Here is a 26,036-nt window from a genome sequence, read left to right on the forward strand (position 1 = left end):
AAAGAAAGGAGAGCTTGTGATGCATAGCGTCGTGATAATTGATGATCACCCGCTTATGGCGTACGCCACAAAAGAGCTGCTGGAGCAGGAATTGGATGTGAAGGTGGCTGCTTTGGCCCGAAACGGAGAACAGGGTCTGGAGATCATCGCTGCATCACAACCCGATCTGCTCTTAACGGATTACAAGCTTCCCGATATGACGGGAAAAGATGTGGCTGAGCGGATATCCAAGTGCTGGCCGTCGATAAAAGTGGTGATTTTCAGCTCCATTGATGTCAGCTCTGTGGTTCCCCAACTGCTTATGGCCAAGGTGGACGGAATCCTGTCCAAGGAAAATTCGCAGCATACCATTGTTCATGCCGTATCCAGCGTGCTTGACGGCTTTGCTGTGATTCCCCGTACGGTTGATTGGCAGATGGGCTTATGCGGACAGGAGGAAGCGGTTGATTTGGAGCTGAGCGACAAAGAAGTGGCGCTTATGAGATATATTCTGGATGGCAATACCATCGAGCAAATTGCCGGGCAGATCCACATGAGCAAACGGTCCGTAGACAACTGGATTCGCAAAATGTACGAAAAAATGGGCGTCAAGGGGAGAACCCAAGCATTGGAGCTTTTCCTGAAAAGCAAATATTATGCCAGGTGATGCCTGCCTGCGGCTCGGTGCTAACGGATAATAAAAATGAAAAAAAGAACCAATACAATAACAGCGCTCACCCGGGACATGATCAAATAACCTTCGCTGGGCTCTGAGTTGCCCTTCACGGCCCAGCCATATCTCATATACCAGCCGATTCTGGGATTAATGATATTCAGCACGCATAGGGCTACGAACAGAAAATAGAACAAAATCAAATGAATCCTCTCCTTTCTTTCACTCTATATACGGGGAGCGTTTAGATCTTGTTTCAAAATATGGGCATAAGGGGAAAGAAAAAAAGCCTTGCTGCGCAAGGCTTTTTTTGTAAGCGGGTGAAGGGAATCGAACCCTCGCCTCAAGCTTGGGAAGCTGGCGTTCTACCATTGAACTACACCCGCATGAAATGGGGAACAGTTGTTATAATAGCATACTAAGGGGGAGAAGTGCAACGGTTTCATTTGAAAAATAGGGATAATTTTCGGTCGGTGTGTTGTTGACATGCGCTTCGCCTACCAGTTTGCGGAAAAGATTGTTATAATGACTCTCCAGAAGGGTAAAATCAATGAGAGTTGCTGCTTATGGAAGAAACGCTTTTTCAGGAGGGTTGCCTATGGCTGCCGACAATCAAGAAAAAATCTATTTACTTCCGCAAACCATAGGCTATTACCAGCAGGAACTGACCCGGCTGCTGGAATTTGAGCGGTACCGGGAAACCATGGAGATGCTGCAGTTCCTCCTAAGCTGCGACACTTCAGACCTGAAGGCCCGGGACGAATGGCAGTCGCTCCTGGAGTGGATGCAGACGATGATTCCGGAGTTGCATGAGCCGCCATTGGCAGAGAGCCAGACGCAGGAGCTGACGGAGGATGAATTGTTTTATATACATATGAAGGAAAAGGCGGAGCGCGAACCCGAGTATGTGGAAAAGCTGCTGGCGGCATTTGAACGGCCGGGGTCCTGGGACAAGCAGGTATTGGCATTGGAGCAGCTTCGTTATCTGCAGCATCCCCGGCTCCGGGATGTGCTGCGCAAGTGGCTGGAGAGCCAGCCCTTGCCGCCGATTCTCCAGTTCCGGACGCTTCAGCTTCTCAAAACCAGGGGAGAAAGCGGCTCCATTAAAATCAAACGGGGCGGAAAAGGGTATACGGTGGACATCTCGGATGTGCCCGCAAGCAGTGAGGATTATCCCCGTGCGCTGAAGGAGATTTTCCAAAGGGTGATCCGTTCCGACATGAACGGCGGTTTTCCGTTGGAGGCTTTTGCCCAGGAAACGTGGTCGGAATTTGTCGCTTATGTCTTCGGGACACCGGTATACATAGAGATATTGGAGGAAAAAGCGGCAGCCCGCGACGCGTGGGCGGCGGCCTTCCATTATATGCTGTTGCTGACGGCTCAGGGCAGTGCGCCCATGGAAGAAATTAAGGAAGTATACGGGATTACGGAAGCATTAGAGGCCAGATGGAACAGGGCGCTGCGAGTTTTTCGGGACTTTGCAAAGGCGGTTTTTCCCTCCATAACCTAGCATTTGGCAAGCAGCCGCCGTCTAATCCTTGAAATCAGAGGGTTTTATGATATAATAAAATGGTTATATTGTTAGGGAAATTTGCCAAGAGGGAATTTTGTTGGAGGGGAAAAGCATATCATGACAGCGAATTGGGAAAAAATAGAGAAGAACCTGGGGGTTCTTACTGTCGAAGTTGCGGCCGACCGCGTTGACGCAGCTTTGGATAAAGCATTTAAGAAAGTGGTGGCCAAGGTTTCCGTTCCTGGCTTCCGTAAAGGCAAAGTGCCGCGCGGCATGTTCGAGAAGCGTTTTGGCGTAGAGAGCCTGTATCAGGATGCTCTTGATATTCTTCTCCCGGAAGCGTACATGGAGGCTGTTGCCGAAGCCGGCATTATTCCTGTTGACCGTCCCGAGATCGACATTGAGCAAGTGGGCAAAGGTCAAGAGCTGAAGTTCACTGCCAAAGTGACCGTAAAGCCGGAGGTTCAGCTGGGCGAATACAAGGGCATCGAAATTCCTGCCCAATCGCTGGAAGTAACCGAAGAGGACATTGAGAACGAACTGAAGCAGCTCCAACAGCGCCATGCTGAGCTCGTGGTTGTGGAAGAAGGCGCAGTTGAGAACGGCGATACCGTTGTGATCGACTTCGAGGGTTTCCTGGATGGCGTGCCGTTTGACGGCGGCAAAGCCGAGAAGTATTCCTTGGAGATTGGCTCCGGCAGCTTCATCCCCGGCTTCGAAGAGCAGCTGGTGGGACTGGCCAAGGGCGAAGAGAAGGATATCGACGTAACTTTCCCGGAGAACTACCACTCCGAGGAGCTGAAGGGCAAGCCGGTTGTATTCAAAATCAAGCTGCATGACATCAAACGCAAGAATCTTCCTGCATTGGATGATGAGTTTGCCAAGGATGTCAGCGAATTTGATACCCTGGACGAGTACAAGCAGGATATCGCCAAGCGCATTGCCGAGCGCAAGGAGCAAAACGGCAAGCGCGAGAAGGAAAATGCCGTTGTAGAGAAGGCTGCCGCCGCTGCCGAAGTGGAAATTCCGGAAGCCATGATCAGAGACGAAGTAGAACGTATGCTCAGCGACTTCGAAAACCGTCTGAAAATGCAAGGCATGACCTTGGAGATGTACTTCCAGTTCTCCGGTCAGAACGAAGCCGACCTGAAGGACCAAATGAAGGGCGACGCCGAGAAGCGTGTGCTTCAATCTCTGGTTCTGGAGGCTATTGCCAAAGCGGAGGGCATCGAAGCATCTGATGAAGAGCTGGAAGAGGAGCTGTCCAACCTGGCCAAGCAATATCAGCGCGAAGTGGACGAGCTGCGTGCCATCCTGACTGCCAACGGCAGCCTGGAATCTCTGAAGAGCGATCTGGTTACCCGCAAAACGGTACAATATTTGGTCGACAATAGCAAGACTGAAGCAACTGTAGCGTAAACTTAAACGAAGCAGAAGCAAGGCACGTTTCCATACGTGCCTTTTTGCTTCACTTCCTTGAAAAGGGTTGCCGGTTTTGCATTGGTTTCGATCCGAAAAAATGACATTGCTTTGCAAACATGATACAATGATTCAAAATAAGGCTATGTTTATGTAAAAGGGGTGGCCGAGATGACGATGATACCTATGGTAGTGGAGCAGGAAGCCCGTGGCGAAAGATCCTACGATATTTACTCGCGTCTGTTGAAGGACCGGATTATTTTCCTCGGCAGCGAGATCGACGATGACGTGGCCAACACCGTGATTGCTCAGCTTTTGTTTTTGAATGCCCAAGACCCCGATAAGGATATTTTTATGTATATCAATTCCCCCGGCGGTTCCGTGACGGCCGGAATGGGAATATATGATACCATGCAGTTTATTAAGAATGACGTTTCCACTATTTGCCTCGGCATGGCGGCCAGTATGGGGTCGCTATTGCTCACCGGCGGAGCCAAGGGCAAACGGTTTGCACTGCCCAACAGCGAAGTGATGATCCACCAACCCCTGGGCGGCATCCGCGGGCAAGCCTCCGACATGAAAATTCATGCCGACTGGATTTTGCGCACCAAGAAGAATCTGAATAACATTTACGTGAAGCATACCGGCCAGCCCTACGAAAAAATTGAAAAGGATACGGACAGGGATAATTTCATGAGCGCCGAAGAAGCTAAGGCATACGGGCTTATCGACGACGTGATTACCCGGACCGATCTGAAAGTTGGCGTCTAGCCGGGTCACTAAGCCTGTCAATCTCTCTCGAACCGTAAAGGAGGAGGAATGGAATGTTTAAGTTTAATGATGAAAAGGGTCAGTTGAAGTGCTCCTTCTGCGGCAAGTCCCAGGATCAGGTACGCAAGCTGGTAGCCGGTCCGGGCGTCTATATATGCGATGAATGTATTGAGCTGTGCACCGAGATTGTGGAGGAAGAGCTGGGCCATGAGGAAGAACTGGATCTGAAGGATGTTCCCAAGCCCAAGGATATCCGCGCCATTCTGGACCAGTACGTCATTGGCCAGGAGCAGGCGAAGAAATCCATGTCTGTGGCTGTCTACAATCACTACAAGCGGATCAACTCGCAGAACAAGCTGGAGGATGTGGAGCTGCAGAAGAGCAATATTCTGATGCTCGGCCCCACAGGCAGCGGCAAAACCCTGCTGGCGCAAACGCTGGCCAAAATCCTGAACGTCCCCTTCGCCATTGCCGACGCCACTTCCCTTACGGAAGCGGGGTACGTAGGCGAGGATGTGGAGAACATTCTGCTGAAGCTGATCCAGGCGGCAGACTATGATGTGGAAAAAGCCGAACGCGGCATTATCTACATTGACGAAATCGACAAGGTGGCCCGCAAATCCGAAAATCCGTCCATTACCCGGGACGTATCCGGAGAAGGCGTGCAGCAGGCTTTGCTGAAGATTCTGGAAGGCACGGTTGCCTCCGTTCCCCCCCAAGGCGGCCGCAAGCATCCGCATCAGGAGTTCATCCAGATCGATACCACCAATATTCTGTTTATTGTCGGCGGGGCCTTTGACGGGCTGGAAGCCATTATCAAACGCCGGATCGGCAAGAAGGTGATCGGTTTCGGAAGCGACGGGCACAAGGTGGACCTGAAGCCGGGCGAATACCTGTCCATGGTACTCCCGGAGGATCTCCTGAAATTCGGTCTGATCCCCGAGTTTGTAGGCCGTCTGCCGGTTATTTCCACGCTGGAGCCGCTGGATGAAGCCGCTTTGGTGCGGATTTTGACCGAGCCAAAGAATGCTTTGGTGAAGCAATACCAGAAGATGCTGGAGATGGATAATGTAGCGTTGAACTTTGAGGCCGACGCTCTGGACGCCATTGCCAAGGAAGCCATTAAACGCAACACCGGCGCCCGCGGCTTGCGCTCCATTATCGAGGGCATCATGCTGGATGTGATGTTCGAGGTTCCGTCCCGCACGGATGTGGCCAGCTGCACCGTGACCAAGGAAGTGGTCCAGCAGAAGATCGTGCCGGAGCTGGTCACCAAGGATAAGGACAATAACGACAAGAAGTCCTCCAAAAAGAAGGAAGAGAGCGCGTAGGGCGTGACTGATAACTCCGAGGGGAGCAGATTTTGCTGATTTTTCGTTCCAGGCAAGGCACTTTTGCGAAGGCGTACCGGGGGTACGTCAAGCGGAAGTAACGAAGCATGGGGCGAAAAGGCGGTGAAAGCTGCCTTCAAGCGGGTTTTCAGACGCGCCCTAAGGGATACGCGGTTTTGGCATAAGCTTCCGTCTCCCGGACAAGGTGCAGAGCGCCCGGGGGCGGAGGCTTTTTCATTGAAGCAAAGGCATCATAACTTATCCGGCTGCGCAGCAGGCCATGTTATTTCAGAGGAGGATTCCACATGTTTCATCGCACTCAAACGGTTCCGGTTCGTGTAGGCAATGTGACCATTGGCGGCAACGATGAGGTAGTGGTGCAAAGCATGTGCACCACCAAAACGGCGGATGTGGAAGCAACTGTAGCCGAGATTCTCCGGCTGGAGGAGGCGGGCTGTCAGATTGTCCGGGTTACCGTCAACAATAAGGAAGCCGCGGAGGCTATCGCCGCCATCAAAAAAAGGATACATATCCCGTTGGTGGCCGATATCCATTTTGACTACCGGCTTGCGCTGTTGGCCATCGAAAACGGGGTGGACAAGATCCGCATCAACCCCGGGAATATCGGCAAACGGGAAAAGGTAGAGGCCGTGGTCAAAGCCTGCAAGGAACGGGGCATTCCCATCCGTATCGGTGTGAATGCGGGTTCCCTGGAGCGCCATCTTCTGGATAAATACGGCTATCCCACGGCAGACGCTATGGTGGAAAGCGCCCTTTATCATATCGGCATTCTGGAGGAGCTGGATTTCCGGGATATTATCGTCTCCCTGAAGGCCTCGGATGTGCCCATGGCCATTGAAGCCTACCGGAAGGCTGCCGCGGCCTTCTCTTACCCTCTCCACCTTGGTATTACGGAATCCGGCACCCTGTATTCCGGCACCATCAAAAGCTCCGCAGGCATCGGCGCGCTGCTTTCCATGGGCATTGGCAATACAGTGCGGATTTCCTTGAGCGCCGATCCGGTGGAAGAAATTAAGGTTGCCCGGGAGCTGCTGAAGGTGTTTGGGTTGATTGCCGATGCGCCCACTCTTATTTCCTGCCCTACCTGCGGACGTCTGGATATCGACCTGTTCAAGGTGGCCAATGAGGTGGAGGAGTACCTGTCCAAGCTGAAGGTGCCCATTAAGGTCTCTGTTCTGGGCTGTGCAGTAAATGGCCCCGGGGAAGCCAAGGAGGCCGATATCGGCATTGCCGGCGCCCGCGGCGAAGGACTGCTGTTCCGTTACGGCGTGATGATCCGGAAAGTGCCGGAGGCGGAGCTGGTGAACGAGCTGAAAAAGGAAATCGACCTTATTGTAGCGGAATATGAGCGCACTGGAGAGATTCCCGGCCGCAAGCAGCATGCCGCCGGACAGTCGGGTTTGCAGACAACGGTGTAAAACAATCCCCCGAATGAACAGGCCTAAAGACATCTTCCCCCTGCCTACTGGGCAGCGCGGCGCAGATGTCTTTTTCCCGTCCAGGTGAATAACCCCTTTCCGGGAGGCACATAACAACTAGGAACGGTTAAAGCAGAAGGGAAGGATGGCAGTGATGTGTAGAGTTCGGTGGGGCAGAATGCTGGCTGCGGCATTGGTTCTTTGGATGGCGATGCTTGCAGCAGGCACTGGAGCAGGATTATCGTCGGCGCAAGCGGAGGGTGATGAGCCTGAAACCAAGCCGGTTGTCAAGAAGGCGGCCATTGTCATTGATGATTTCGGCAATCAGATGCAGGGCACCCAGGAGATGCTGGATTTGCCCATTCCGTTTACCGTTGCCGTGATGCCTTTTTTGCCAACCAGCAGGGAGGACGCGGAGCTGGCCCATGCCCGGGGCAAGGATGTGATCATCCATATGCCCATGGAGCCGGTGAAGGGTAAAAAAAGCTGGCTGGGCCCTGGGGCGATAACCGCTGACCTGTCGGATGAGGAAATCCGCAAACGGGTGGAGGCGGCGGTAGACGAGGTGCCCCATGCGGTAGGCATGAACAATCATATGGGCTCCAAAGTGACGGCGGACAAGCGGATCATGCGGATTATCCTGCAGGTATGCAAGGAACGCCAGCTGTATTTCCTGGACAGCCGCACCACGGGTAAAAGCGTCATCGGCGAGCTGGCTGCCGAGCTGGGGGTGCCAACAGCGGCCAACGGATTGTTTTTTGATGATCAATACACCATGGAGCATATTATGAAGCAAGCGGAGCTGTTCAAGAAGAAGCTGGACAAGCAGGAAACCTTGATTGCCATCGGACATGTTGGGCCCCCGGGTAAAAAAACCGCCTTTGCCTTGCGGAAGATTATTCCCCAGCTGGACGGCAAGGCGGAATTTGTCCTGGTGCGGGATTTGGTAAAGCTGGAACAGCCCTAACCGACCGTCTCCGAAAAAAAGAACCGGCCGTTTATTTCACGGACCGGTTCTTTTTGTCACTTTTGGGGGATTGTTTTGCTTTTATTTCCGGCATAGCTGGCGAAATCCTCCTTGAGGGCATCCGTGCAGGCCTTGGCAATAGCATCGGCCAGCTTTTGCTGGAACTGGGGAGTAACCAGGAGCTGCCGGTCTTTTTTGTTGGAGAGAAAGCCCATTTCCACAATGACGGAGGGGATGCGGCCATGAGTAAGCACATAGTAGCTTTTGCTGGCCACCGGTTCGGTGTTGGTGCCATATAGCCGGTTCAACTCCTGCTGCAGCTTCATCGCCAGCCGTTTGCCCTGCTCCTGGTTCTTGCGGTAAATAACCAGCGGTCCGCTGCGTGCAGCATTGGCAGTCCAGTTCACATGGAGGCTCAGCATAAAAGCCGGCTTCAGCTTATTGGCGATTTCCACTCTCTGGGCCAGGTCGCGGCGGTGCCGGCCTCCGTTTTTTCCCGGATTGTCGTCGCTTAGGGCGTAATCCGTGGTCCGGTTGATGCTGGCGGCCACATGGCGGCTTTGCAGCAGCGAATACAGCTTCAGGCCCACCGCCAGATTGATGTCTTTTTCCAGGATGGTGCCGTAGGTGGTTCCGCTATCCACTCCTCCATGCCCCACATCGATGACAATGCGGGCGCCTGGGGAAGCGAGCTCCGGCGGTGCCGCCGACGAAGCTCCGGGACTGGCCAGAAGCCCCGTCGCAAGGACTCCCGCCCATATGACTCGCATATCGTTTCCTCCTTGAAAGAGATTCTCCGCCGGTTGGTCAACAGATTCCCGAATAGTCTCCCGCACCCCTGCGGGCTTCATACATTTTTGAACGATTTCCTTCGTCCGATGCGGTTAAGGGGGGAAATGAGGGGAATACTACCATGTATATGCAATAGTCATCGGAGGGATGGAAATGACATTAAGCCTGGTGTTGATGTTTGTTCAACTGTTTTTTGCCGTGGTGATCGGATTGTACTTCTGGAATCTGCTGCGCAGCCAGCAGAGCAACCGGTCGGCGGTGGACAAGGAATCCAAAAAGGAGCTGGATAAGCTCAGGAAGCTGCGCTCCATCTCCCTGACCAAGCCGCTTTCGGAAAAGACACGGCCTTCGTCGTTATCGGATATTGTTGGACAAAAGGAAGGGCTGAAGGCGCTAAAGGCGGCGCTGTGCGGCCCCAATCCCCAGCATGTGATTATTTACGGGCCTCCCGGTGTAGGGAAAACGGCGGCAGCCCGGGTGGTGCTGGAGGAGGCCAAGAAGAATCAAGCCTCCCCGTTCCGCAATGATGCCAAGTTTACGGAAATTGACGCCACTACCGCCCGTTTTGACGAACGGGGGATCGCCGACCCGCTGATCGGCTCCGTCCATGATCCCATTTACCAGGGAGCAGGGGCCATGGGGGTGGCAGGCATTCCCCAGCCCAAGCCGGGAGCCGTCACCAAGGCCCATGGAGGCATTCTGTTTATTGATGAAATCGGCGAGCTTCACCCCACCCAAATGAACAAGCTGCTGAAGGTGCTGGAGGACCGGAAGGTCTTCCTGGAATCCGCCTATTACAATTCGGAGGATAACGGCATACCGGGATATATCCATGATATTTTCCAAAACGGCCTGCCTGCGGATTTTCGTCTGGTGGGGGCAACCACAAGAACGCCCCAGGAAATCCCGCCGGCCATCCGCTCCCGGTGTATGGAGATTTTCTTCCGGCCCCTTCTGCCCGATGAGATTGGCCAGATTGCCTCCGGCGCATTGAAGAAGATCGGTTATCCCGAGAATCCCCAGGCTGTGGAAGTGATTAAGAAATACGCCACCAACGGCCGCGAAGCGGTAAATGTGATTCAATTGGCTGCGGGGTTGGCCATGACGGACAACCGCAACGAGATAACGCCTGCCGATGTGGAATGGGTGGTGAACAGCAGCCAGATCCCGCCCCGTCCGGAGCGCAAGGTGCCGGCGGAGCCCAAGGTGGGGTTTGTCAACGGCTTGGCGGTATATGGCCCCAACCTGGGTACCCTGTTGGAAATTGAAGTGACCGCCATTCCCGCCGCTGCAGGCAAAGGCTCCTTCACCATTACCGGTGTAGTGGATGAAGAGGACATTGGCGGCGGCTCCCGGACCCTGCGCCGCAAGAGCATGGCCAGAGGCTCCGTGGAGAATGTGCTGACCCTCTTGCGCAGCTTGGGCTTCCGGCCTTACGACTATGATCTTCACATTAATTTTCCCGGCGGCATTCCCATTGACGGCCCGTCGGCAGGGGTTTCCATGGCAACGGCTATCACCTCTGCGCTGACGCAGATTCCTGTGGACAACCGCCTGGCCATGACCGGCGAAGTCAGCATTCACGGCCGTGTCAAGCCGGTAGGCGGTGTAGTGGCCAAGGTAGAGGCGGCCTTCCAGGCAGGGGCTGTGAAGGTGCTGGTGCCCAAGGAAAACTACCAGGATACCTTCAACACTCTACAGGGACTTCGTGTGGTGGCGGTGGACACCATCCAGGAGGTGCTGCAGGAATCGCTGGGGATTCGCTTCCAGGAGCCGGCCCCTGCCCCCTCTGTGCTGACGGCGGATGTGCTGACGGCTGCTCCTGCGCCATTTTTCCACGCGGGTCCGAAGGAATAGGCGGTTTCACCCATCAATGAGACAGAACCGGACTGCGGTCCGCAGACCTTCTGCGGCGGGTCCGGTTTTTCATTTTTGGGGAGGAGCTTCAGGCATAACTGCGGAATTGGTGTTTTAAAAGCGCATTTGATACAATGGGGTCACGAGTTTTGTTGTTCTGACCAAATGGAGGTGTCATGCAATGGTGCCGAATGTGAATAAAGGGAAGTTCCGCAGGATTCCCCTTTTGCCTTTGCGCGGCCTGCTTGTTTATCCCAGCATGGTGCTGCATCTGGATGTGGGCCGGGAGAAGTCCGTCAAAGCGCTGGAAAAGGCGATGGTGGAGGACAGTCTGATTCTCTTGTGCTCCCAGTCCGAGATGAATATTGAAGAGCCGACGAAAGAAGATATATACCGCGTGGGCACCGTTTCCCGTGTCCGCCAGATGCTGAAGCTGCCCAACGGCACCATCCGGGTGCTGGTGGAAGGGGTCAACCGGGCGGAGATTATGGAGTTTGTGGCCAATGAGGAGTTTTATGAGGTGGCGGTCCGGGAATGGCATGAGAAACCCGCCGACGATCCTGAAATTGATGCGTTGATGCGCTCCGTGCTGGGCCAGTTTGAGCACTACATCAATCTCTCGAAGAAGGTGACGCCGGAGACCCTGGCCGCCGTTTCGGATATTGATGAGCCCGGTCGGCTGGCGGATGTCATTTGCAGTCATCTGTCTCTTAAAATCAAGGATAAGCAGGAGATTCTGGAGACTCTGGATGTCCGGGAGCGGCTGGAGAAGCTGCTGGACTTTCTGAACAATGAGCGCGAGGTTCTGGAGTTGGAGCGCAAGATCAATCAGCGGGTCAAGAAGCAGATGGAGAAGACCCAGAAGGAATATTACCTCCGGGAGCAGATGAAGGCCATCCAGAAGGAGCTGGGCGAGAAGGAGGGCCGCGCTGGAGAAGTAGAGGAGCTGCGGAGCCAACTGGAGGGCAGGGAGCTGCCCGAGAAGGTCCGGGAGAAGGTGGAGAAGGAAATCGACCGCCTGGAGAAAATGCCAGCGTCTTCTGCCGAGGGCGGCGTTATCCGCAACTATATCGATTGGCTCTTGGGCCTTCCCTGGGGCAAGCTGACCGAAGATGATCTGGATATTGTCCGGGCCGAAGAAATTCTGAATGAGGATCATTACGGCTTGGAGAAGCCCAAGGAGCGGGTGCTGGAATACTTGGCGGTGCAGAAGCTGGTTAAGCGGCTTAAAGGCCCCATTCTCTGTCTGGTCGGCCCTCCAGGGGTAGGCAAAACCTCTATCGCCCGTTCCATGGCCCGGTCCCTCGGCCGGCAGTTCATCCGCTTGTCCCTGGGCGGCGTGCGGGATGAGGCGGAAATCCGCGGCCACCGCAGAACCTATGTGGGAGCCATGCCGGGACGGATCATCCAGGGCATGAAAACGGCGGGCACCATGAATCCGGTAGTGCTGCTGGATGAAATCGACAAGATGGCCATGGACTTCCGGGGCGATCCCGCGGCGGCGCTCTTGGAGGTGTTGGACCCGGAGCAGAACAATACCTTCAGCGACCATTTTATTGAGCTGCCTTTTGACCTGTCCAAGGTGATGTTTATTACCACAGCCAATGCCGCTCACAATATTCCCCGGCCGCTCTTGGACCGGATGGAAATGCTGTATATTCCCGGCTACACGGAAATCGAGAAGCTGAAGATCGCCGAGCGCTATCTGCTGCCGAAGCAGAAGCGGGAGCACGGTCTGGAAGAGGAGCAGCTCCAGGTTGGCGAAGGGACGCTTCTCCAGCTGATCCGGGAATATACCCGGGAGGCGGGGGTGCGGAATCTGGAGCAGCAGGTGGCCAGCCTTTGCCGCAAAGCCGCCAAGGAAATTGTGAAGGACCCGGAGAAAAAGCTGCTGGTAACCGAAGAGCTCCTGAAGGAATACCTGGGTCCTGCCAAGTTCCGCTACGGCATGGCTGAGGAACAGGATCAGGTGGGAGCGGTCACCGGCTTGGCCTGGACAGAGGTTGGAGGCGACACTTTGGTGATCGAAGTGACCGTCATGCCCGGTACGGGCAAGCTGACGCTGACAGGCAAGCTGGGCGATGTGATGAAGGAATCCGCGCAAGCCGCCTTCAGCTATACCCGGTCCAGGGTGAATGAGCTGCATATTCCCGCTGATTTCCATGAGAAAAATGACATTCATATCCATATCCCGGAGGGCGCCATCCCCAAGGACGGCCCTTCGGCAGGCATCACTATGGCTACCGCCCTGATCTCCGCTTTAACCAATGTGCCCGTCAGCCGTCATGTGGCGATGACCGGAGAAATCACTCTCCGCGGCCGGGTGCTGCCCATCGGCGGGCTGAAGGAGAAGTCCCTGGCAGCCCACCGGGCCGGTATCCGGACGGTGCTGATGCCCAAAGACAATGAAAAGGATCTGGAGGAAATTCCGGAGAGCATCCGGGAAGCCATGACCTTCATTCCTGTGGGGCATATGGATGAAGTGCTGGAGCATGCTCTTGTACAGCTTATCCCCCAGAAGTGACGAGAGGCTCTGAAGCGAAATCCGAGTACTTTTGGGGTAGCCCCCGTCCAATCATCCCCCAAAAGTGACGAGAAGCTCTGAAGTAAAATCCGAATACTTTTGGGGGAGCCCCCGAAAACAGCATGTGTGGAGGTAGGAACCCCTTGAAGAATGTAAATGCAGAATTTATTATCAGCGCGGTCAGTCCCGCGCAATATCCTCTTGACGCTCTGCCGGAGATTGCTCTGGCAGGGCGCTCCAATGTGGGCAAAAGCTCGCTGATTAACCGCATGATTAACCGGAAGAATCTGGCCAGAACCAGCTCCCAGCCGGGAAAAACTCAGACGCTGAACTATTACCGGATTAATAACCTATTGTATTTTGTGGATTTGCCCGGTTATGGCTATGCCAAGGTTTCCAAAACCAGGCGGGAGGAATGGGGCAAATTTATTGAGGGATATCTGACCGGTCGGGAGGAGCTGAAGCTCCTGATCCACCTCATTGATTTGCGTCATCCCCCTACCGCCGGCGACATTGCCATGTACGAGTGGTCCAAGCATATCGGCTTAAACGTATGTGTAGTCGGCACCAAGGCGGATAAAATCTCCAAGGGCCATTGGCAGAAGCATGCCAAGATCATCAAAGACGGGCTGGGCTTCGATCCGCGGGACTCCTTTGTGGTGTTCTCGTCGGAAACCGGCCTGGGCCGGGAGCAGCTGTGGGAGATTATCTCCCGCGCAGCTGAGCTGCCTGTGGAGCAGGAAGCGGATGGGGCGCCAAAGGCACCGTAAATGAGGAAGAGCAGGGAGCGTTGGCGCTTTCCTGCTCTCTTTTTGTCTTGCTGATGTTATGACAAGGGGGGCTTCCCCAGCTTCTTCACTTCCTCGGGAGTAAAGCCGGTTGCCGCGGCGATGGCCTCCGGGTCCAATCCCATTTCCAGCAGTTTTCGGGTAACTTCCGCTTTTCCTTCCGTTTTCCCTTCCATCCGGGCTTCCTTCCTCGCTTTCCGAAACATGCTGTCCAAAGTTTGCTCCAGGCTCATGGCGGTTCCTCCTTTATTCTCAAAAATAAAATTGGCAATGGACTTGCGGCTGCCGGGCATTCGTTTGGCAAGAATACCGTCCATCCATGTGAAAAGCCGCTCCCGGTTATCTTCGGGCAGCTGCTTGATTACACCCATGAGCTGGGACAAACGGTTTTGCAGATCCGTCCGGTCCTTCGCCTGCTCCAGCATAAACACTGAACCGATGGTATTGGCCAATTCCAAAAGATCCTGTTCCTTATACCGGACTACATCCAGCAGTATATATTCAAAGTCGATTAAATGGGAGCCAAAGAGATTCTCCCGGGCAATCACCTGGCGGAATCGGCGGCTGGCTGTCCAGGAGCGTTTGCCGTTATACAGCACGATGGGGATAATGGGCGGGAGGCGGAAGCTTTTGCTGCGCGCAGCGGCCTTGGGCTGCTGTTCCAGCCAATAGCGCCATACCTCAACCTGGTAAAGCAACAGCCGGTAAGGCATCAGGTAATCCACGCGGGATTGAAACTCGGTTAAGATGTAAACCAGAACCTCCTGACCGCGGAGCTTGGCCTGGTACACCAAATCCGCTTCCTTCTTGCGGAAGTCCTGAAGAATGAAGGAGCAGGGAACCGGCTCCAAATCGGCTTCCCGAATCTCGTCAACCCACCCCAGCTGCACGAAAGAACGGAGCAGTTCGACGAATAATTTTTTGCTTGAAAATAGAAAGCGGTACGAGGTGTCATGAGAGTGGTGAAGAGTTTCGGTTTGCTTTAAATCCGGCAATAGTAATACCTCCAGTATACCATAATGAAAATAAAACCGTCTCATCTGAAAACGCGACAACCCGCACACGGACGCAAAAAAGCGCCGGTTATCCCCGGAAGGGAGCCGGCGCGTGCTTCGCGCTTGATCGTATGTAAAATTTTATCATGTTGCCGGGCGGCTGTCTATCCCTTCCAAACAAATGGTCAATATTTTGGAGCGTCCCCCCTGCTCGCTGTGCTTGGTCCCGGTTTCCGGCCATAGAATAAATACAGGCTATCGGAAATCGAAAGGAGGGAGCCGGATGAGAAGAAGGTGGTCCGGGTTCTGGCTTGCCGTGCTGTTATTTATCCTGTTTGCGGCTATGCCCTTGTGGCAGCTGGCCGATTGGCGTTCCGCCAAGAAGGGACAAGAGCAGGCAGTGGCGCTGCTTTATCAGGTGACTCTGTTTCAAATGGAAATGATGGGCAATGCGGTTTCCCAACAACAGGTTCCTGCGGCGACGACGGAGCTGGAGGAATGGAAGCGGGCCGTTTATTCTGCGGCATACGCTCATACGCGGCTAAGTGCGGCTGCTGACGGACAGATACCGGCGAAGCTGGAGGGATTGGAGACGCTTCTGCAATGGATCACCCGCGTCCAGGTAGGAGGCGGCAGGGCTCTTGCCAAGGAGGAGGCGGAGCTGTTGCGTCAAGCGGCGCCTCTTTGCGCCAAGATCACCGCAGCATACGGCAAGCTGATGAATGACGGAGCAGGCATTTCGGGAGGCGCAAGCGGGGAACTGAAGAAAACCGATGCAGAACTTGCAGAAATGGTCAAAAAGAAATTAAAATAACAATTGGGCGGATGATTCCAAAGTTGGAATGGGCAAACTAAAGACATCCCCCAAAAGTGACGATAAGCTCTGAAGTCAATTCCGAGTACTTTTGGGGGAGCCCCCATAGGACATGACACCAAGAGTGACGATAAGCCTGTTCAAGATTTGGACACAGTTATATAAGAATCATTCTAATAAGTGTGATATAATTTGAACAAAGCGCCAAGCTTGCATTATACCGTTTTCAGGCTATCCCAAAAACCCATGACAAACAGAAGGCGGGTGTACATGTGCACATTGTGACGGTGGGACTTAATCATAGAACGGCTCCTGTTGAAATCCGGGAGAAATTCACCTTTGCGCCCGACCGGCTTCCCGATGCGCTGGAGGTTCTTAAAGGTACCAGAAGCGTGCTGGAATGTGTCATTGTGGGCACCTGCAACCGCACCGAAGTGTACGCGGCTGTGGACCGCAAATATAAATCGGGGCTTTTTATCCGGAGCTTCCTGGAGCAGTGGTTTCAGGTTCCGCGGAGCGAGTTTGAGCCCTATCTCTATGTATATGAGGACAACCTGGCCGTGGAGCATCTGTTCCGGGTGGCATCGGGATTGGACTCCATGATTATCGGGGAAACGCAAATTCTTGGGCAGGTGAAGGAGGCTTTCCTTCTCTCCCAGAAGGAGGCGGCTACGGGAACCCTGTTCAATACCCTGTTTAAACAGGCCGTGACCTTTGCCAAACGGGCCCATGCGGAAACCTCCATCGGGGAAAACCCCGTTTCCGTCAGCTACGCGGCTGTAGAGCTGGGCAAGCGGATTTTGAACGGGCTGGAGAACAAGAACGCCCTCATTATCGGCGCCGGCAAAATGAGCGAGCTGACTGCCAAGCATCTCCAGGCGGCGGGGGTCAACGGTCTGATGGTGGTGAACCGCACCCTCCAGAATGCCATGCAGCTGGCTTCCCGGTTTCAGGGAACCGCCCATCCGTATGGGCAGCTGGCGGAGCTGCTGCGGTCGGCGGATATTGTGATCAGCTCCTCCGGCTCGCAAGAGTACGTGCTGGACCAGGAGCAGGTCCGAAAGACGCTGCAACACCGCGAAGCCAACCGTCCGTTGTTTATGGTGGACATTGCCGTCCCCCGCAACCTGGACCCGGCTATCGGGGATTTGCCCGATGTGCATCTCTACGATATCGACGACCTGGAGTCCCTGGTGGAGTCCAACCTGGAGGTGCGGCGGCGGGAAGCGGACAAGCTTTCGGCGGAAATCGAGCGGGAGGCTGCTGATTTTGAACAGTGGATGAAGACACTGAAGGTCACTCCCGTAATCCGGGCCCTGCAGGAGAAATCCAACCGGATTTATGAGGAAACCATGGAGAGCATGATGAAGAAGCTTCCCGATCTGGACGAACGGGAGCAGAAGGTGATCCGCAAGCTGGCCAAAAGCATCGTCAACCAGATGATGCGCGAACCGATTCTTAGGGTTAAGGAAATGGCGGGAGGCCGCTACGGAGAAGAGGCTTTGGGCATGTTTACCGAGCTGTTCGCTCTGGAGGGAATATTGGCGGAGCTGCAGGAGGACGAGGCGTCTCTAGTTAATCCCGCCGGACGGACACTCTCGAAGAACGGTCAGGAATTGGGAGTGCCGGCCCTTCTGGTACGGAACAGTGCGGAGGCAATGGCGGGTTCGTGAGGCGGACCCGCTTCTTTTGCCATTAGGGGGCCTTCCGAAATTTGGCAGGTGTACATATGCAGAGAGGACGGTTCCCAAGCAGGGGCCGCCGGAGGAAGCGGATATTCATTATGGGATGTGGATGTGAGTCGGCATGGAAGGATACTTTCCCGTGCTTTTGCGGCTGGAAGACAAGCCTTGTTTGGTTGTAGGCGGAGGCTCTGTAGCGGAGCGGCGGATTGCCTCGCTTTTGGAGGCGAGGGCGAAGGTCAAGGTGGTCAGCCCCGAAATGACGGAAACCATCGGACTCTGGGCAAGGGAAGGACGGATCGAAGCGTTGCAGCGGCCGTATCTGCCGGAGGATCAGGCGGGCATGTATCTGGTGATCGCCGCCACCGACAATGCAAGCGTTAACGACCGGGTGCTGGAGCTGGCCCGCCGTCACAATCGTGCAGTCAATATGGCGGAACGGCCGGAATTGGGGGACTTCATTGTCCCCTCTGTTGTGCGCAGAGGCAAGCTGGTGATTGCCGTGTCTACCCTGGGCGCCAGCCCTACCGTGGCCGCTTCGGTGCGCAGACAGATTGAAGCCTGCTTCGGCGAGGAATATGAAACCTATCTGGATTTCTTAAGCGAATTCCGCTTGCGTACCCAGGAGCAGGTTCAGGATACCCGGTTGAGGCAGGAGCTGTACCGGTCGGTTCTGCAGGAAAATGTGCTGGAGAAAATCAAAAACGGCGAATTCGAGGAATGGAAAAGCCGGATCATGAGCCAGATGGGCAACCCCCATCCGTCTGTCCCGGCTTCGACAAGCGGAGGAAAAGCATGCGCAAAATTGTGATTGGCACCCGGCAAAGCGCGTTGGCCCTGACTCAAAGCGGCCAAGTGGCGGAGCTGCTTCGGGGGGCGGCCCGGGAAGCCGGGACGGAAGCTGAATTTGAGCTGAAAAAGATTATGACCAAGGGAGATCGCATTCTCGATGTGTCCTTGTCCAAGGTTGGCGGCAAAGGCCTGTTCGTCAAGGAAATTGAGCATGCCCTTTTGAAGGGGGAAATCGATCTGGCGGTGCACAGCATGAAGGATATGCCTGCGGAGCTGCCGGGCGGTTTGACCATCGGCGGCGTCCCACGGCGCGAAGACCCGCGGGACTGTCTCATTACCCGCGACGGCGGCGGCTTCAAGACCCTGGCTGCAGGCGCCCGGGTCGGCACCTCCAGTCTGCGGCGCGCCTGCCAATTGAAGGCCGCCCGGCCCGATCTTACCGTGGAGGTGCTCCGCGGCAACATTGATTCCCGGCTGCGCCGACTGGATACAGGTGAAATGGATGCCGTGATACTGGCGGCGGCCGGTTTGCACCGGATGGGCTGGGGAGACCGGGTAAGCGAATATTTGGAGCCGGAGCTTTGTCTGCCTGCCGTAGGCCAGGGGGCCTTGGCGGTGGAATGCCGCAGCGGAGATCCATTTATTCTGGAGCTGCTGGCGGCGGTCACCCATGAGGAAACCCGCCGGGCGGTGGCCGCCGAACGGAGCTTCCTGCATACGCTGCAGGGGGGCTGCCAGGTGCCCATCGGCGCGTATGCCACCTGTTTGCCTGGCGGTCGGTTATCTCTGACCGGTCTGGTGGGAGAGCCCGACGGCAGCATCCTGTTGAAGGACACGGCCGAGGGAAGCGATCCTGAGGCGCTGGGCCAAAGTCTGGCCCAATCGCTTATCCGCCGCGGCGCCGACGGGATATTGGCGAAGGTGAGGAGTGAAGCGCATGAGTAAGGAAAGTCTGTCCGGGAGCCGTCCGGGTACCGTGTATTTGATCGGAGCCGGCCCCGGAGACCCTAAGCTGATTACAGTCCGCGGCGCGGAATGCATCGCCAAGGCGGATGCGGTTGTGTATGACCGGCTGGCCAACCCCCGTCTGTTGCGCTATATGAAGCCTGAGGCGGAAAAGATTTACGTAGGCAAGCTGCCGGACCGGCACACCCTGCGCCAGGAAGAGATCAACCGGCTTTTGGCGGATTTGGCCTTGTCCGGCAAAACCGTAGCCCGGCTCAAAGGGGGCGACCCCAGCATCTTCGGCCGGGTAGGCGAGGAAGCGGAGCTTTTGGCGGCGGAGGGCGTTCCTTTTGAAATTGTGCCGGGCATTACCTCAGCCATCGCAGTGCCGGCTTATGCGGGGATTCCGGTCACCCATCGGGACTATACCTCATCCTTGGCCATTATTACCGGGCATGAAGACCCGGCCAAAACGGAAAGCAGCCATGATTGGAAGAAGCTTGCCACGGCAACGGGCACCAGCATCTTCCTGATGGGCATCGCCAATCTTCCATACATATGCCAGTCTCTGGTGTCCAACGGGCGGGCGCCGGAGACTCCGGTAGCGCTGATCCGCTGGGGAACCCGGCCGGAGCAGCAAACCTTAACCGGAACCCTGGCCACCATTGTGGAGCAGGCCCGGGAGACCAACTTTCAATCTCCCGCCATTATCATTGTGGGGGAGGTAGTGAAGCTTCGGGAAACCTTGGCCTGGTACGAAAAAAAACCTTTGTTCGGCAAACGGGTTCTGGTTACCCGGGCCCGCAGCCAATCCAGCGCTCTGGCGGAGCAAATCGACGAGCTGGGCGGGGAGGCGCTGGAATTCCCCGTGATCCGCCTGCGCGAGCCGGAATCTCCTGCCGTCCGGGAGGCCCTGGATCAAGCGCTGCGCCGGTTGGGGGATTTTGACTGGGTGCTGTTTACCAGCCCCAATGGGGTGAGCTATTTCTTCCGGCGGCTGCAGCAGCTGGGAGTGGATATCCGCACTATGCATAAAGCCAAGGTGGCGGCAGTGGGCCCCAAAACGGCGGAGCTGCTGGCGGAGCGGGGAATCATCGCAGAGCGGCTTCCCGCCAAATTCCAGGGAGAAGGGCTGCTGGATGCCATTCTGCCCCAGCTTACACCCGGCCAGGAGGCGCTTTTGCCCCGCTCGGACATCGCCCGGGACTATTTGCCGGTAAAGCTGAAGGAATTGGGGCTTGGCGTCACAGAGGTGGACGTTTATGAAACGGCGCTGGAGGATCAGCAGTCCGATGAGGTGCTGGAGCAGCTCCGGAACGGAGAGATCCATGTGATCACCTTTACCAGCTCCTCTACGGTAGACAACCTGATCGGCATCCTGCGCAAGGCGGGGGCTGATGATCCTGCCGCTCTTCTCAAAGGAGCTAAGACCGTATGCATCGGCCCGCTGACGGCGGAGACCGCCCGCAAGCACGGCTTGCAGGTGGATGCCATGGCTGCGGAAGCCACCATCGACTCCCTGGTAGATACGCTGCGCCGGCTTTAGGCCAGAGCAGAAGGAGATCAATTTTTGAAAAAAAGGAGTTTTGCCATTATGAGCTTTCCCTTGCACCGCCACCGCCGGCTGCGCAGCAGCGCGGCCATGCGCAATCTGGTCCGCGAGCACGCCCTGTCGGTTCATGATCTGATTTATCCTTTGTTCGCTGTTCCGGGAACCGGCATTAAGGAAGAAATCCCCTCCATGCCTGGTGTATATCATCTGTCATTGGATATGCTTAGATGTGAGCTGGATGAGATTGTAGATCTGGGCATTCAGGGCATTCTGCTGTTCGGGGTGCCGGAGGCCAAGGATGAATGCGGCTCGGGGGCTTATCATGATCATGGTATTGTCCAGGAGGCCACCCGGCATATTAAAAAACTTCATCCGCAGCTTCTGGTGATTGCAGATACCTGTCTGTGCCAGTTTACCAGCCATGGGCATTGCGGTGTGGTTCATCACAATGAGGTGCTGGGCCAGGCGGAGGTGGACAATGACGCCAGTCTGGAGCTGCTGGTCGCCACCGCCGTCTCCCAAGCCAAAGCCGGAGCGGATATAATTGCTCCGTCCAATATGATGGACGGCTTTGTCCACGCCATCCGGACAGGACTGGATGAGGCAGGCTTCCGGCATGTGCCGGTTATGTCCTACTCCGTCAAGTATGCCTCCGCCTTCTACGGCCCGTTCCGGGAGGCGGCCCATTCCGCTCCCCAATTCGGCGACCGCCGGACCTACCAGATGGACCCGGCCAATGCCCGGGAAGCGCTGCGGGAAGCGGAGTCCGATGTGGCGGAAGGGGCGGATTTTCTGATGGTGAAGCCCGCTTTGGCCTATATGGATGTGATCCGGCTGTTGAAGGACAACTTCGATCTGCCGGTGGCAGCGTATAATGTCAGCGGCGAATATTCCATGGTCAAGGCGGCTGCCGCGCAAGGCTGGATCGACGAAAAGGCGGTAGTGCTGGAAATGCTGACCGGCATGAAGCGGGCCGGGGCCGATGTAATCCTCACCTATTTTGCCAAAGACGCGGCGCGTTGGCTGAAGGGTTAGTCCATACACGGATCAAGATTATGACAAAAGGGGGACACGCAATGGCTCCACGCATGATAGACGAGAAGGATGCGGCGATTTTGAATATTTTGCAGGAAGGCATTGATCTGGTGGAACGTCCTTTTCAGGCCATCGGCGAACGGGCGGGTTTAACCGAAGAGGAAGTGATGGCCCGCATCGCAGAATTGAAGAACGGGACCATCCGGCAGATTTCCGCCATCTTCGATACCCGGACCTTAGGCTACTCCTCCAGTCTGGTGGCGGCGCGCATCGCCCCTGAGCGTCTGGATGAAGCGGCTGCCATCATCAACCGCCATCCCGGGGTTACCCACAACTACAAGCGCAACCACAGCTTCAACCTGTGGTTTACCCTTGCGGTGCCGCCCAATTCCAGACTGGGGCTGGAGGAAACCACCCGCATCCTTGGCGAGCAGGCAGGCGTGGAGGCCATCCGCATGCTGCCTACCCTGAAGCTTTTTAAGATCGGCGTGAATCTGGACATGTCCGGCAAGCAGGATCTGACCAAAACCAAAGCCGCCCCCCAATACCGGGAGGAGGACCGCAGCCAGGCATCCCGGGTGGTCACCGAGCAGGATATCCGGATGATCCGGGAGCTGCAGAAGGATCTGCCCATTGTGCCCCGTCCCTTCGACCAGTGGGCGGCCAATGCAGGGGTTACGGTGCAGGAGCTATTGGAGGGTGCCAGAGCTTTTGTGGAAAAAAAGCAAATGCGCCGTTATTCCGCTGTGCTTAACCACCGGAAGGCCGGTTACACGGCCAACGGCATGGGCGTATGGGTGGTGCCGCCAGAGCGCACCGATGAGGTGGGTTACCGGATGGCCGAGTTCAAGGCCGTCAGCCATTGTTATTTGCGGCCGGTATACGAGGATTGGCCGTACAATATTTTTACCATGGTGCACGGGCGCTCTGTGGATGAATGCGAGTCTATTCTGCAGGCCATTGAGGATGAGACAGGCATCAGAGAGCGGATCACCCTGTATTCCACCAAGGAGTACAAGAAAACCCGCGTTTCGTACTTTACACCGGAGATGGACGCCTGGGAGGACGAGGTGATCCGTCACGGGGGAGCCGGAACAGCGGCGGCAGAGGGAGAGATGGGTTATGCAACCGGGAAGAATTGACGATAAGTCCAAAGCGGCATTCGAAAAAGCCCGCCAGGTCATTCCGGGAGGCGTGAACAGCCCGGTCCGGGCGTACAAATCTGTAGGGCTTACCCCTGTATTCGTAGACAGGGCGGCAGGCTCGCGGATTTATGATATTGACGGGAACAGCTTTATCGACTATATCTGCTCCTGGGGGCCGCTGATTTTGGGTCATGCCCATCCCCAGGTGATTGAAGCCATCAAGGCTGCCGCGGAAAAAGGAACCAGCTTCGGCGCACCCACGGAGCTGGAGGTGCGGATGGCGGAGCTGGTGGCGGAGCGGATGCCTTCCGTGGACATTGTACGGATGGTGAACAGCGGCACCGAGGCTACCATGAGCGCCCTGCGGCTGGCCCGGGGTTATACGGGCCGGGACAAGATTCTGAAGTTTGAAGGCAGCTATCACGGTCATGGGGATTCCCTTCTGATCAAGGCCGGTTCCGGCGTTGCCACTTTGGGCCTGCCGGACAGCCCGGGGGTACCCAAGAGTGTGGCGGCCAATACCATTGCCGTGCCGTATAATGATCTGGAGGCGGCCAAGCTGGCTTTTGCCCAGTTTGGAGCGGAGATTGCAGCAATCATTGTGGAGCCGATTGCCGGGAATATGGGGGTGGTTCCGCCGGTGCCCGGTTTCCTGGAGGGGCTCCGGGAGCTGACGGAGGCTCATGGCAGCCTGCTGATTTTCGATGAGGTGATGACCGGCTTCCGGGTGGGCTACCATAGCGCACAAGGGCTGTACGGCGTCACTCCGGATATTACCTGCATGGGCAAGGTGATCGGCGGTGGGCTTCCCGTTGGCGCTTACGGCGGCAAAAGGGAAATTGTGGAGCGGATGGCTCCCTCCGGTCCCATCTACCAGGCCGGCACCTTGTCCGGCAACCCGCTGGCCATGACCGCGGGATACACTACCCTGTCCCTGCTTACGCCGGAGGTGTATGCCGAGCTGGAGCGGAAGGCCGCCCGGCTGGAGGCCGGTTTTACCGCCAACGCTGCCCGTTTGGGAGCGCCGCTGACCATAAACCGGGTGGGCTCCATGGTCTGTCCGTTCTTCACGGAGGGGCCGGTGGTCAATTTCGAGACAGCCCGGACCTCCGATCTGGAGCTGTTCCGGCGGTATTTTGCCGCTATGCTGGATTTGGGCATCAGCCTGGCTCCTTCGCAGTTTGAGGGAATGTTCGTCTCCACGGCCCATACGGACGAAGACATTGAGCTTACCATTGAAGCCCAAGGAAAAGCGCTGGAGCGCGCGTTGGGCTGATTAAGAGCAAAACACCCCCATTCTCTCGAAGCTGGAGAGAATGGGGGTGTTTCACATTAGCCGCCGCTTCCGGCATTGGCTGCCGCGGAGCCGGGGCTGACGGCTGCGCCATTTCCGGCGCCGCCAGTGGTGGCCGGCGTCGTCGAGGGCTTAGCGACGCCGGCGGCATCGCTTTGCTGCCCGGCGCTTGCCCCGGGCAGCTTCACACCGCCGGGGGACGCGGTGGAGGTGGCCTTCACGGAAGGCTGCACCGACGCCCCTGTTTCAGTTCCCGCCGAAGAAGACGGCTTCGGTGTCGCGGTGCCCGTTCCGGGTGTGGCGCTGCCGCCTGCACCCGCGGTTGCCCCGGGGCTGGGGCTGTTTCCTGCGCCCGTACCGGTTCCCGGGCTTGCAGTTCCGCCAGCTCCTGGAGAAGCTCCCGGGCTCGCACTGCCTCCCGGAGCAGCGCCGGAAGGCTGCCCGGCCCCAGGTGATCCGGAAGCTTCCGGCGACGCCGGTTTGCCGGAGGCCGACGAGTCGGGCTCCGCGCTTTTGTCAGGCTTCGGCGTGGCCGAGGATGAAGCGGAAGGGGAGACGGAGGGTTTGGGCTTGTTCCTGTTTTCCGCCTGTTCCTTCAGGAAGTCCGGATGATCATACGCTCCGCCCGGGTCGATTTCCGTTACCCCTTCCCAGGGGTTATTGGGAACATAGTCCGAGGGATCGCCGAAGACCAGCAGGGCGGAAGGAAGCCGGCGCTCTCCATAACGGCTGGAGGGTTTGGTAATCAGTCCGTCCGCCTGGGTAACCAGCTCCGAGGAGGCGCCGCCATCCAGGAAGCCCGCATTGACCACGCCTTCCTCCAGCATCAGGTCCTGAATTTCCTTCAGGGTTGCGCCGACACTGTGGGTTTGGCGGCCGTCGATGACCATGATCACCACCGTGCCGTCCTCCTTCTGGCCGATGGCGGTCCGCGGTCCGCGGCCCCAGCCTCCGTCGCCGGAGGTAATCAGACCCTTGCCGTTGGCAATAACCCGGGGATAAAACATGACCGCCTCCGAGATGCCCATCTCCAGCAGCTGGTCAATGGTGTATTTGCCAACAACAAGCACTCCTTCTTTGGTGAAGCCCACCACGTGCTGGGCAATGCTGCCGTCCTGGTCCGTATACAAAATCTCGCCGCCCGAAATAATAAAGCCGATTGGCGCAAAACCGTTGCCAAGCCCGTCTGGGTCTACGAATCCGCCGCCGTTAATGCCCGCATAAGCGCCGGTCCGCTCCACCATGGAGGAGATGCGCTCGCCCTCGCCGCTTTTGGACGGAACAACCACCCGGATAGCGCGGGGGTCATAAACGTACATTTTCTTGCCTTTCCACAGGGGAGCAGAAATATCCTCCACCTTGATCAGCTCTTCAGCTGTACGCTTGACCGTTTTGGTACTGCCGCCTACATTAATCATGTCGAAATTCTGGCGTTCAGTTCCCATTAGCTCTCGGTCCAGATGAAGCTGGGCTACCATCCGGTCCCGCTTCTCTCCGCCAACAAACATCCAGGCCCACGACCGGTGCTGGGTGGTGATCACCGTCTGGGCCATCCATTCCCGGGAGGCTTCCCCCGTGGGAGTCAGAAACAAAAAGCTCGATATAATAAAGCCGACAGCAAATATGGTTGCATAAGTCCGCTTCAGCCAGCTCCAGCCCCGCATCTGGGCCATGGCACGGCTAAAGGCTTTTTTTGGTTTGTTCAAAGGATGTCTCTCCCGTTCCTCAA

22 protein-coding genes and 1 tRNA gene are annotated in these 26,036 nt (G+C 56.3%); 18 read left to right on the forward strand and 5 right to left on the reverse strand.

Annotated elements, in window-relative coordinates; genetic code table 11:
* Window positions 1-19 precede the first annotated feature (19 nt).
* Window positions 20-646 carry a response regulator transcription factor gene (locus DQG13_RS00350; protein WP_181592482.1) on the forward strand — a complete coding sequence of 209 codons (627 nt, stop codon included), beginning with the start codon at window positions 20-22 and terminating at the stop codon, window positions 644-646.
* 20 nt (window positions 647-666) lie between these two features.
* Here the strand turns inward: DQG13_RS00350 and DQG13_RS00355 are convergent, their stop codons facing one another.
* Window positions 667-855 (reverse strand): DUF6199 family natural product biosynthesis protein, encoded by a 189-nt coding sequence (locus tag DQG13_RS00355; protein ID WP_113017384.1) that lies wholly within the window; start codon window positions 853-855, stop codon window positions 667-669.
* A 112-nt stretch (window positions 856-967) separates the two neighbouring features.
* Window positions 968-1,038: transfer RNA gene (locus tag DQG13_RS00360), tRNA-Gly, on the reverse strand.
* Window positions 1,039-1,250: 212 nt separating this feature from the next.
* Between DQG13_RS00360 and DQG13_RS00365 the strand changes: the two genes are divergently transcribed.
* The 6 genes from DQG13_RS00365 to DQG13_RS00390 all read left to right on the forward strand — a co-directional run bounded on the left by DQG13_RS00365 (window position 1,251) and on the right by DQG13_RS00390 (window position 8,092).
* Entirely contained in the window at window positions 1,251-2,162 is a 912-nt protein-coding gene (locus tag DQG13_RS00365) for a hypothetical protein (RefSeq protein WP_113017385.1), read from the forward strand.
* Between the two features lie 120 nt (window positions 2,163-2,282).
* Entirely contained in the window at window positions 2,283-3,584 is a 1,302-nt protein-coding gene (gene tig / locus DQG13_RS00370) for a trigger factor (RefSeq protein WP_113017386.1), read from the forward strand.
* Between the two features lie 171 nt (window positions 3,585-3,755).
* Window positions 3,756-4,355, forward strand: coding sequence for an ATP-dependent Clp endopeptidase proteolytic subunit ClpP (gene clpP / locus DQG13_RS00375; RefSeq protein ID WP_113017387.1), 600 nt, complete (start codon window positions 3,756-3,758; stop codon window positions 4,353-4,355).
* 53 nt (window positions 4,356-4,408) lie between these two features.
* On the forward strand, window positions 4,409-5,686 hold the full coding sequence (gene clpX, locus DQG13_RS00380; RefSeq protein ID WP_113017388.1) for an ATP-dependent protease ATP-binding subunit ClpX: 1,278 nt from the start codon (window positions 4,409-4,411) through the stop codon (window positions 5,684-5,686).
* A gap of 305 nt (window positions 5,687-5,991) precedes the next feature.
* A complete protein-coding gene (gene ispG, locus DQG13_RS00385) occupies window positions 5,992-7,125 on the forward strand; it encodes a flavodoxin-dependent (E)-4-hydroxy-3-methylbut-2-enyl-diphosphate synthase (RefSeq protein WP_113017389.1) in 1,134 nt (377 codons plus the stop codon).
* A gap of 154 nt (window positions 7,126-7,279) precedes the next feature.
* Window positions 7,280-8,092, forward strand: coding sequence for a divergent polysaccharide deacetylase family protein (locus DQG13_RS00390; RefSeq protein ID WP_258525387.1), 813 nt, complete (start codon window positions 7,280-7,282; stop codon window positions 8,090-8,092).
* Window positions 8,093-8,148: 56 nt separating this feature from the next.
* Here DQG13_RS00390 and DQG13_RS00395 read toward each other — a convergent pair whose 3' ends face one another.
* Window positions 8,149-8,862, reverse strand: a complete 714-nt coding sequence (locus tag DQG13_RS00395) for an N-acetylmuramoyl-L-alanine amidase family protein (protein ID WP_113017391.1) — start codon at window positions 8,860-8,862, stop codon at window positions 8,149-8,151.
* Window positions 8,863-9,037: 175 nt separating this feature from the next.
* On the opposite strand from DQG13_RS00395, the gene lonB reads away from it, so the two are divergent.
* From lonB to yihA, 3 genes are all read left to right on the forward strand, one after another.
* On the forward strand, window positions 9,038-10,741 hold the full coding sequence (gene lonB, locus DQG13_RS00400; protein ID WP_181592483.1) for an ATP-dependent protease LonB: 1,704 nt from the start codon (window positions 9,038-9,040) through the stop codon (window positions 10,739-10,741).
* 181 nt (window positions 10,742-10,922) lie between these two features.
* Window positions 10,923-13,265, forward strand: a complete 2,343-nt coding sequence (gene lon, locus DQG13_RS00405; RefSeq protein ID WP_113017393.1) for an endopeptidase La — start codon at window positions 10,923-10,925, stop codon at window positions 13,263-13,265.
* A 143-nt stretch (window positions 13,266-13,408) separates the two neighbouring features.
* On the forward strand, window positions 13,409-14,035 hold the full coding sequence (yihA, locus tag DQG13_RS00410; protein ID WP_113017394.1) for a ribosome biogenesis GTP-binding protein YihA/YsxC: 627 nt from the start codon (window positions 13,409-13,411) through the stop codon (window positions 14,033-14,035).
* Between the two features lie 56 nt (window positions 14,036-14,091).
* On the opposite strand, the gene DQG13_RS00415 is transcribed toward yihA, so the two are convergent.
* The gene (locus DQG13_RS00415) at window positions 14,092-15,048 is read right to left on the reverse strand and encodes an Rpn family recombination-promoting nuclease/putative transposase (protein WP_258525388.1); all 957 of its coding nucleotides are present in this window, start codon (window positions 15,046-15,048) and stop codon (window positions 14,092-14,094) included.
* A 283-nt stretch (window positions 15,049-15,331) separates the two neighbouring features.
* Here DQG13_RS00415 and DQG13_RS00420 point away from each other — a divergent pair, with 283 nt between their 5' ends.
* The 8 genes from DQG13_RS00420 (at window position 15,332) to hemL (ending at window position 24,289) form a co-directional block, all read left to right on the forward strand.
* Window positions 15,332-15,862, forward strand: a complete 531-nt coding sequence (locus DQG13_RS00420) for an S-adenosylmethionine decarboxylase (protein WP_113017396.1) — start codon at window positions 15,332-15,334, stop codon at window positions 15,860-15,862.
* A gap of 272 nt (window positions 15,863-16,134) precedes the next feature.
* Window positions 16,135-17,535 (forward strand): glutamyl-tRNA reductase, encoded by a 1,401-nt coding sequence (hemA, locus tag DQG13_RS00425; RefSeq protein WP_113017397.1) that lies wholly within the window; start codon window positions 16,135-16,137, stop codon window positions 17,533-17,535.
* Window positions 17,536-17,668: 133 nt separating this feature from the next.
* Window positions 17,669-18,355 carry a precorrin-2 dehydrogenase/sirohydrochlorin ferrochelatase family protein gene (locus DQG13_RS00430; RefSeq protein ID WP_113017398.1) on the forward strand — a complete coding sequence of 229 codons (687 nt, stop codon included), beginning with the start codon at window positions 17,669-17,671 and terminating at the stop codon, window positions 18,353-18,355.
* Window positions 18,340-19,281, forward strand: a complete 942-nt coding sequence (gene hemC / locus DQG13_RS00435) for a hydroxymethylbilane synthase (RefSeq protein ID WP_113017399.1) — start codon at window positions 18,340-18,342, stop codon at window positions 19,279-19,281. Before DQG13_RS00430 ends, hemC begins: the two co-directional genes overlap by 16 nt.
* A complete protein-coding gene (cobA, locus tag DQG13_RS00440) occupies window positions 19,274-20,827 on the forward strand; it encodes a uroporphyrinogen-III C-methyltransferase (protein ID WP_113017400.1) in 1,554 nt (517 codons plus the stop codon). Before hemC ends, cobA begins: the two co-directional genes overlap by 8 nt.
* Window positions 20,828-20,875: 48 nt before the next feature.
* Window positions 20,876-21,868 carry a porphobilinogen synthase gene (hemB, locus tag DQG13_RS00445; RefSeq protein WP_113017685.1) on the forward strand — a complete coding sequence of 331 codons (993 nt, stop codon included), beginning with the start codon at window positions 20,876-20,878 and terminating at the stop codon, window positions 21,866-21,868.
* 41 nt (window positions 21,869-21,909) lie between these two features.
* A complete protein-coding gene (gene ahbA, locus DQG13_RS00450; RefSeq protein ID WP_113017401.1) occupies window positions 21,910-23,010 on the forward strand; it encodes a siroheme decarboxylase subunit alpha in 1,101 nt (366 codons plus the stop codon).
* On the forward strand, window positions 22,991-24,289 hold the full coding sequence (gene hemL / locus DQG13_RS00455; RefSeq protein ID WP_113017402.1) for a glutamate-1-semialdehyde 2,1-aminomutase: 1,299 nt from the start codon (window positions 22,991-22,993) through the stop codon (window positions 24,287-24,289). Before ahbA ends, hemL begins: the two co-directional genes overlap by 20 nt.
* Before the next feature lie 56 nt (window positions 24,290-24,345).
* On the opposite strand, the gene DQG13_RS00460 is transcribed toward hemL, so the two are convergent.
* A complete protein-coding gene (locus DQG13_RS00460) occupies window positions 24,346-26,013 on the reverse strand; it encodes a phosphodiester glycosidase family protein (RefSeq protein WP_258525389.1) in 1,668 nt (555 codons plus the stop codon).
* Window positions 26,014-26,036 lie beyond the last annotated feature (23 nt).

This window comes from Paenibacillus sp. YN15 (assembly GCF_003285005.1).
GTDB lineage: Bacteria > Bacillota > Bacilli > Paenibacillales > NBRC-103111 > Paenibacillus_AR.